This is a genomic window from Megasphaera massiliensis (genome assembly GCF_000455225.1).
Lineage (GTDB): Bacteria > Bacillota > Negativicutes > Veillonellales > Megasphaeraceae > Megasphaera > Megasphaera massiliensis.
In genome coordinates, this window is sequence record NZ_HF954558.1 from 103314 (window position 1) to 110907 (window position 7594).

General features: G+C 48.2%; 3 protein-coding genes and 1 tRNA gene. 3 read left to right on the forward strand and 1 reads right to left on the reverse strand.

Annotated elements, in window-relative coordinates:
- Positions 1-38 precede the first annotated feature (38 nt).
- On the reverse strand, positions 39-686 hold the full coding sequence (locus TX77_RS11305; RefSeq protein ID WP_044505190.1) for a cupin domain-containing protein: 648 nt from the start codon (positions 684-686) through the stop codon (positions 39-41).
- Between the two features lie 191 nt (positions 687-877).
- Between TX77_RS11305 and TX77_RS11310 the strand changes: the two genes are divergently transcribed.
- From TX77_RS11310 to TX77_RS11320, 3 genes are all read left to right on the forward strand, one after another.
- Positions 878-951: transfer RNA gene (locus TX77_RS11310), tRNA-Gly, on the forward strand.
- Positions 952-1559: 608 nt separating this feature from the next.
- Positions 1560-3776, forward strand: a complete 2217-nt coding sequence (locus TX77_RS13040) for a YadA-like family protein (RefSeq protein WP_049917364.1) — start codon at positions 1560-1562, stop codon at positions 3774-3776.
- Positions 3777-4330: 554 nt separating this feature from the next.
- Positions 4331-7576 carry a YadA-like family protein gene (locus TX77_RS11320; protein ID WP_044505191.1) on the forward strand — a complete coding sequence of 1082 codons (3246 nt, stop codon included), beginning with the start codon at positions 4331-4333 and terminating at the stop codon, positions 7574-7576.
- Positions 7577-7594: the final 18 nt, after the last annotated feature.

Here is a 7594-nt window from a genome sequence, read left to right on the forward strand (position 1 = left end):
AGATTTTTAAGGGGGCTGACAGTTTTTTTACTGAAATTTTAGTCTAAAGTCAAAAGTAATGCCATTTTAAACGGCCCATCGGCAGTTACGGCATGGCGGCCGTTTTTCGCAAAAGCAAAATTTTCACCGGCTTTAATCGGAAAATCCTTGCCTTCATAGTTGATAACAGCCTTGCCTTCAAGGGCGAAAATAAGAGCTTCACCCGGGGCGGCGTGTTCGGAAAGACCCGTTCCGGCCCCAAAGCTCATGACGACGAATTTCATCTTCGGCGACTGGATGATGTCGCGGTTGATGATTTTACCGTCCTGGCAGGGGACGAGATCGGCCAAAGAAAAGAGTTTTCCAGTATCGATATTCATAAGAGATTCCTCCTCAATCGTAATTTCAATATAGACGGCACCGCCCTGGCTTCTCATACCGACGGCAACACCTGCCGGTACGGCCACGACCTGCCCTGAAGGGACTTCCCTATCCCCAACCTCTCCATAAAGGGACAGGCTTCCGGAAAGGACATAAACGACCTTGGCCTTCTGATACGTTTCAGGACTGATATCCGTATGAGCGGCCAAAGAAAAATAAAACAAATGATAGTCGCGTTCATGGGCGACTTCCTTAGAAATCGTGCAGCCTTCTACAGGCAGATTCTCTTCCGGGATAGAAAAAACAACACCTTTTCGTTCATTCATCATGTATCCCTCCTTCTTATGGCTATAGTATACCTTTTTAGTAGCGTTTTAGCTGTTGTAAATCCAACAAAAAAAGAAGAAAATAGAATGTCCCCCAAAACACATCCCCCTGCGACCCATCTATAGAATCTGAAATCAAAGCTTTACAAAACGGGACTTTACTGTTAAACTGATATAGTAACTTAATATGTGCGGGTGTAATTCAGTGGTAGAATACGAGCTTCCCAAGCTTGGTACGAGGGTTCGATCCCCTTCATCCGCTCCATCGAAAAAAGCTCACGACACGTCGTGAGCTTTTTTAGCGTCCAATTTTCCTGAAACCGGATAACTTCATAACATAAGCTGGATTGGTTTAAACAAATAGTTTTAAAACATTTTCTATTTATTAATATATCGTTACTTTGATATATATATACTTATTTATTTATATAAATACAATTCGTAAAATTCTAACAGCCAGTTAATAGTTGTCCTTTTCGCATTCTATCTCCGCAATAAACGGCTTTTAATAGCCATTTATTTAATTTGTAATCGATATATATCATAGACATTAAATTCATATTCTCAAGAATACACTTGAATTTTTAAACGGTTTGGTGTATTATCATTGTAACATATTTGACACATCTTTTTGTGTTAAATAAAAAAAACATAAATTTGGGAGCGTGGAATACAAATCACGTACGTTTTTCGATGCATGAATCTCGATATTTTTTATCAACAGCCTCTCGAATAGAGATTTCTGCTGATTTTTTATTTAGAGAGAATGCTGATATTTTTTATCGGATATCCGTCATCATTTGACCCATTCCCAAAAACGTACATGAATGGATAACACCCGCATCCCGAACTCACCAAGGAGGCATCATGTTGATGAGAAAATCACTTTATACAAGAAAAAAATCTACCCTGATCGCCATTTTAGCCGCATTGGCAATCTGTGGAACCCTGTCCGTATCGGCTGCCGACTCGACTGAAGAACCGGTTGGCGATACACTGGATCTAACAACGTCCGATACCACTCACAAAAATAAAGTGACCAATAACGGCAACTCCCAAAAGGATACGATTGCCATCGGTTTTGACAACATCGCACGGGATGGCGGCTTAGCCATCGGTTCCAACAATACCGTAAGCAATGCAGCCCGCATGCATCTGGCCACGGCAATCGGTCGAAACAATACCGCCAATAACGACTCCGTCGTCGCTGGTCACAGTAACTCCGGGATCGGCGGCAGTGTCGTCTTCGGCTACAATAACTATGCTACCTCTTATGCCACGGCAATCGGTCTCAATTCTAAAGCGGCCGGTGGTATTTCAATCGGTGACGGTGCTAAAACCGGAGCTTTCCATATTGCAGATAAACCCTATACAGCAACTATGGTAAAAAATACTACAGCCATCGGCAATAGCGCTATGTCTTTGAGCGGGACGTCGATTGGCTTCGAGGCTAAATCAAATCTCGAAGGCCTCGCCTTAGGTAACAAAACCAGTGCCCTGTACGGCGGCACGGCCCTCGGCAGCGGTGCTGCAACGGCAGAAAACACCTACTCCATCTTGCATGCCGACGGTGTCGCCCTCGGTGACGGCGCCCAGGCCGACCGCAGTTACGGCGCCTATGGCTACGCCCCCCTCAGCGATACGGCTGCGACCTTAAAGACAGAAGACTCGATGGCTAATGATCTCGCCTTAGCGAAGCAAATGGGCGACTCTGTCCTCACAGCCGTACAGGGCTTCTACGATACGTACGGTGAAGCTACCTATAAACAATGGCAGTCGCTGGCAGCAGAATATGACAAGGCAGACCTAGCCTATAATCAGAAAAAAGTTGCTATGGAAGCGACCACCTATGCATCTGAAGCCGACCGCCAAAAAGACTACACCGAGCTAGTAGATTTAGGTCAAAAGCTCACCGATGCAGAAAACACTTTGAAGGCTTTTGAAAAAGCAAACACGCACGATGGCGTCAACCTCCGAACGGCTGTCCGCCTCAAAGAACATACCCTGTCCCCCTTCAAGGCTAACGGCAGTGCCGTCAGCATCGGCCGATCCGCCGTCATCGCCGCCGACGGATCGGTTGTGACCAGAGCGATTACTCGCCAAATCACTAACCTGGCTGCCGGTACGGAAGACACGGACGCCGTCAACGTGGCCCAGTTGAAACAGGTGAAAACCTATGCAGACGGCATTGCTAATACGGTCAAAGAACTGACGGACAAAGTCGCTTCCGGCAGCCGCGACTTCGCCGGCGACGACCAGAGTAAAGTCAGCGTCAAAGTCGGTGAAACCATGGAAATCACCGGCGGCGCCGCAACAAACAACCTGTCTGACGACAATATCGGCGTCGTAGCAAAAGGCGAAAACGGCGTTTCCGTCAAATTGTCCAAAGACTTAAAAGGCCTCAATACGGCGGAATTCAACACCAGCATCACCGTCGGTACCGGAGACAACAAGACGGTCATTACCGGTGATTCCATCCGGACAGGCAACACGACGATCAACAATAACGGTCTTACCATTGTAAACGAAGACTCGTCGAAAAACATTACCATCCAGGATGGCAACATCAACATGGGCGGCAATGCCATTCACAACGTCGGCGAAGCTACGGAAGCCGGCGATGCCATCAATAAAGGCCAGTTCGATCGGACAATCAACAACTTCACCACCGGCATGAGTGAAATGAACAGCCGTATCGGCCAGATTGACCGCAATGTCAACCGCGTCGGTGCCGGTGCCGCTGCCTTGGCGTCCCTCCATCCCTTGGATTTTGATCCCGATGACAAAGCATCCTTCGCCGTCGGCTTCGGTTCCTACAAGAGCGAACACGCTACTGCCCTCGGTGCCTTCTATCGTCCCAACGAAAACACCATGGTAAACCTCGCTGCAACCATCGGAAACAGTGATGACATGTACAGCGCCGGCGTTTCCTTTAAGATTGGCCCTGCTTCCCCTTACGCTCACATGAGTAAGTCGGAAATGGCCGTCAAGCTGGAAGAATTGACAGCTCAGAATCAAAAAATTGAAAGCCAGAACCAGGAACTCAACGAAAGATTGGCTAAATTAGAAGCTCTCGTCGCCTCTAAATAATAGCTGATTCCCAGATAACCAAGACATCCTTCGATATGATCCTCTCGTCGAAGGATGTCTTTTTCATTGAATTTTCATATGACGGTATATTTTCGTCATATCTCATTTATATTTCCCCCACCATTCAATAACGTTAGAACCGATTATTTTATAGGAATTTTTCTGACAAGATTTCCATCTTCGGCAATCTATCATAAACGATGATCGACTATATAAAGCCATTTATAAGCTTTTAATTTTCATAGGAATAATTCCTACGAAACATTTGTTTTTGTGACATGACAATGATATATTTAAATAAAAATCGTCATAAAGCCTTGTATTTCACTTCAAGTTGTAGTATTATACTCCATGGAAAATACATAGCAAAATGTATTTTATATTCCTACATATGAACTTGCATATTGCCGGTTCATTTATTTTTTACAGTTAAATAAGATGTTTTTAATCATATTTAACCGTTAATTTGGACTAAAATTATTCATATTATCCGGTTAAAAAATAAATGAGCCGATAAGCTGCCTAGTAGGAATCATCGAGGAGGATTTACGATTATGAAGAAAACAAAAAGATTTAGCCAAAAGAAAGTCACCCTGAGTGCCCTCTTAGCCGCATTGGCTCTCTGCGGCAGCCTGTCTGTATCGGCTGCTGACAAGCTGGATTTGACCACGGGAGATACCCACAAGAATACCGTATCATCCAGCTCCACGACTACCGATACAGTAGCCATCGGCTTCGACAACAAAGCGTATAATGGTGCCTTAACCATTGGCGATCACAACAATGCTATAAACACCGATACCACCGTTATCGGCCGGAATAACACCGGCAATAACGGCTCTGTCGTCGTCGGCTACGACAACCAAAGCACAGCCGCCGCTACCGTCGTCGGGCAAAGAAACCTCGGTACCAGCTGGGCCACCGTCGTCGGTCGAGATTCAAAGGGCGCCGGTGCTGTCGTTATGGGCATGCAAGCCAGTGGCGGGATTTTCAACATTGGCAAGTCAATGACCAATGACCAAACCCTATCCTACTATTCAACGGCTATCGGTAACTATGCCACGGCGCTCGTCGGGACAGCCATCGGATATAAAGCAAAAGCAGATCACGGCGGCGTTTCCCTCGGAGCCAGTGCCAACGCCATGTACGGCGGCGTAGCACTCGGGAAAGGGGCTTCCACGGCCGAAAACACTTACTCCTACATCCGCTCTGACGGCGTCGCTTTAGGGGACAATTCCTACGCCAACCGCGGTTACGGTATCTACGGCTACGTTCCCCTCAAAGACTCAACAGATATTGTCAAGAGTATCTACTCAACAAGCGCGGCAACGGACTCGATGGCAAACGATTTGGCCCTGGCCAACAAAACCGGCGACGACAGTGTCGTCACAGCCGTCACTAACTTCTACAATACCTACGGCGAAGATGTCTATAATGACTACAAAACGGTTGAATCTGCCTATGAAAAAGCCGTCATGGCCTATGATAAACAGGCCGCTAAAATGAACAGCACGACCTACGCCACAGAAGCTGACCGGGCCGCCGACCTTGCCACACTCAACGACTTAGCTGCCGGTAAAAAAACGGCCATCGCCGCCTTGAATGCCTTCGAAAAAGAACATGACGGCATTGCTAAGGCCGTCCTCCGCAAAGACAGTGCCCTTTCCACCTATAAGGCAACGGCTGCTGCCGTCAGCTTAGGCTATGGTACGACCGACAGCAACGAAGCCGTTACTCGTCAGATCACCAACCTCGCTGCCGGTACGGCTGACACGGACGCCGTCAACGTCGCCCAGTTAAAACAGGTAGCCACCCTTGCCAATAATCACACGGCCATTACCGTAAACGGAAAAGCTCCGACAGCAGGAACCGACGGTGAACTTGGAAACTATGTCGGCAACAATAACCTGGCTATGGCCGTGAAGGACGTAGATGGGCAGAAAACGTACGACTTAAAGTTGAGTAATAATCTCGTCATCGGTGAAAAAGGTACGGACGGCACCGATGGAACCGACGGCACAGCCGGCAGCATCGGCATCGTCGGACCGAAAGGGGAAGATGGCAAGAATGCCTATGCTGATATCTCCGTAAAAGACGGAGCCGACGGCCTTGACGGCGAAAGCCTTACCCGCATCGTTTACACTGATGAAAACAACCAGGAACATCAGGTAGCCACCCTCGATGACGGCTTGAAATTTACCGGCGATACAAAAGATGTAACCGTCGCCAAGAAATTGAACGAAACCCTTTCCATTACCGGCGGCATCAGCGATGCCTCTAAACTGAGCGATAACAATATCGGTGTCGTCGCAGACAGTAACGGCGGCTTAACCATTAAACTGTCCAAAGATTTGACCGGCATCAACAGCATTACAGGCCTTACCAATACGACTTGGGATGCTGCGAACATCGTAAGCGGCCGTGCAGCTACAGAAGATCAGTTGCAGTCCGTTGCCAGCGGCATTACCAATACGGTAAACGCCAATAAAGTCATTGCCGGCGATAACATCAGCGTTACGCCCAACAAAGACGGCAGCGGTACAACAGTTTCCTTAAAGAACGACATCACCTTAGGTGATAAAAATGATTCTTCTAAACAGGTAAGCATCAATGGGGAAGCTTCCAAGATTACGGCCGGCAGCGATGACAATCAAGTCGCCATCGACGGCGCTAAAGGCCAGATGACGACGGGCAGCGGCATTATCCTCGGCAATCAGACCGTTGAAGCAAAAAAAGCGGACGGCACGGTTGTAAAGAGTGAAACCGGAAGCTACCTCACCGGTCTCGATAACACGACCTGGGATCCGAACAACACTGGCTACGTAGCCGACCGGGCCGCTACAGAAGGTCAGCTTAAAAACGTATCCGATACGGTCAAAAACATCAGCGATACCATTGGCGTCATCGGCACCGGCACTCGCGACTTTGCCGGAGATGACTCGACCAATAAGGTCAGCGTAAAACTCGGCGAAACAATGAATCTCACCGGCGGTGCCGACGTCAATAATCTCTCTGACAACAACATCGGCGTCGTCGCCAACAGCGCCAAGAACGGCTTTGACATCAAATTGTCTAAAGACTTAAAAGGCCTCAATACGGCGGAATTCAACACCAGCATCACCGTCGGTACCGGCGACAACAAGACGGTCATCACCGGCGACTCCATCCGCACGGGCAACACGACGATCAACAACAACGGCCTGACGATCAATAATTCCGATCCGACGAAAAACATTACCATCCAGGATGGCAACATCAACATGGGCGGCAATGCCATTCACAACGTCGGCGAAGCTACAGAAGCCGGTGATGCCATCAACAAAGGCCAGTTCGACCGGACGATCAACAACATCGGTAACGGCATGAACGAAATGAACGGCCGCATCAACCAGATTGGCCGCGACGTCAACCGCGTCGGTGCCGGTGCCGCTGCCTTGGCATCCCTCCATCCCTTAGATTTCGACCCCGATGACAAAGGTTCCTTCGCCGTCGGATTCGGCTCCTACAAGAGCGAACATGCCGCAGCCCTCGGCGCCTTCTATCGCCCCAATGAAGACACCATGGTAAACCTTGCCGCTACCATCGGCAACAACGACAACATGTACAGCGCCGGCGTTTCCTTCAAAATCGGCTCTTCTTCCCCTTACGCTCACATGAGCAAGTCGGAAATGGCCGTTAAATTGGAATCGCAGGATAAAGAACTGACGGACCAGAATCAAAAAATTGAAGCCCTGGAAAGCCAGAATCAGGATCTCAATGCAAGACTTGCTAAATTAGAAGCTCTCGTAGCCGCTAAATAATACGATTTTCTCCTTACG

What these genes read in the sequence shown, in the direction of transcription:
- TX77_RS11305 (WP_044505190.1), bottom strand. Translation starts at nt 686, where the DNA reads ATGAATGAACGAAAAGGTGTTGTTTTTTCTATCCCGGAAGAGAATCTG.
- TX77_RS11320 (WP_044505191.1), top strand. Translation starts at nt 4,331, where the DNA reads ATGAAGAAAACAAAAAGATTTAGCCAAAAGAAAGTCACCCTGAGTGCC.
- TX77_RS13040 (WP_049917364.1), top strand. Translation starts at nt 1,560, where the DNA reads ATGAGAAAATCACTTTATACAAGAAAAAAATCTACCCTGATCGCCATT.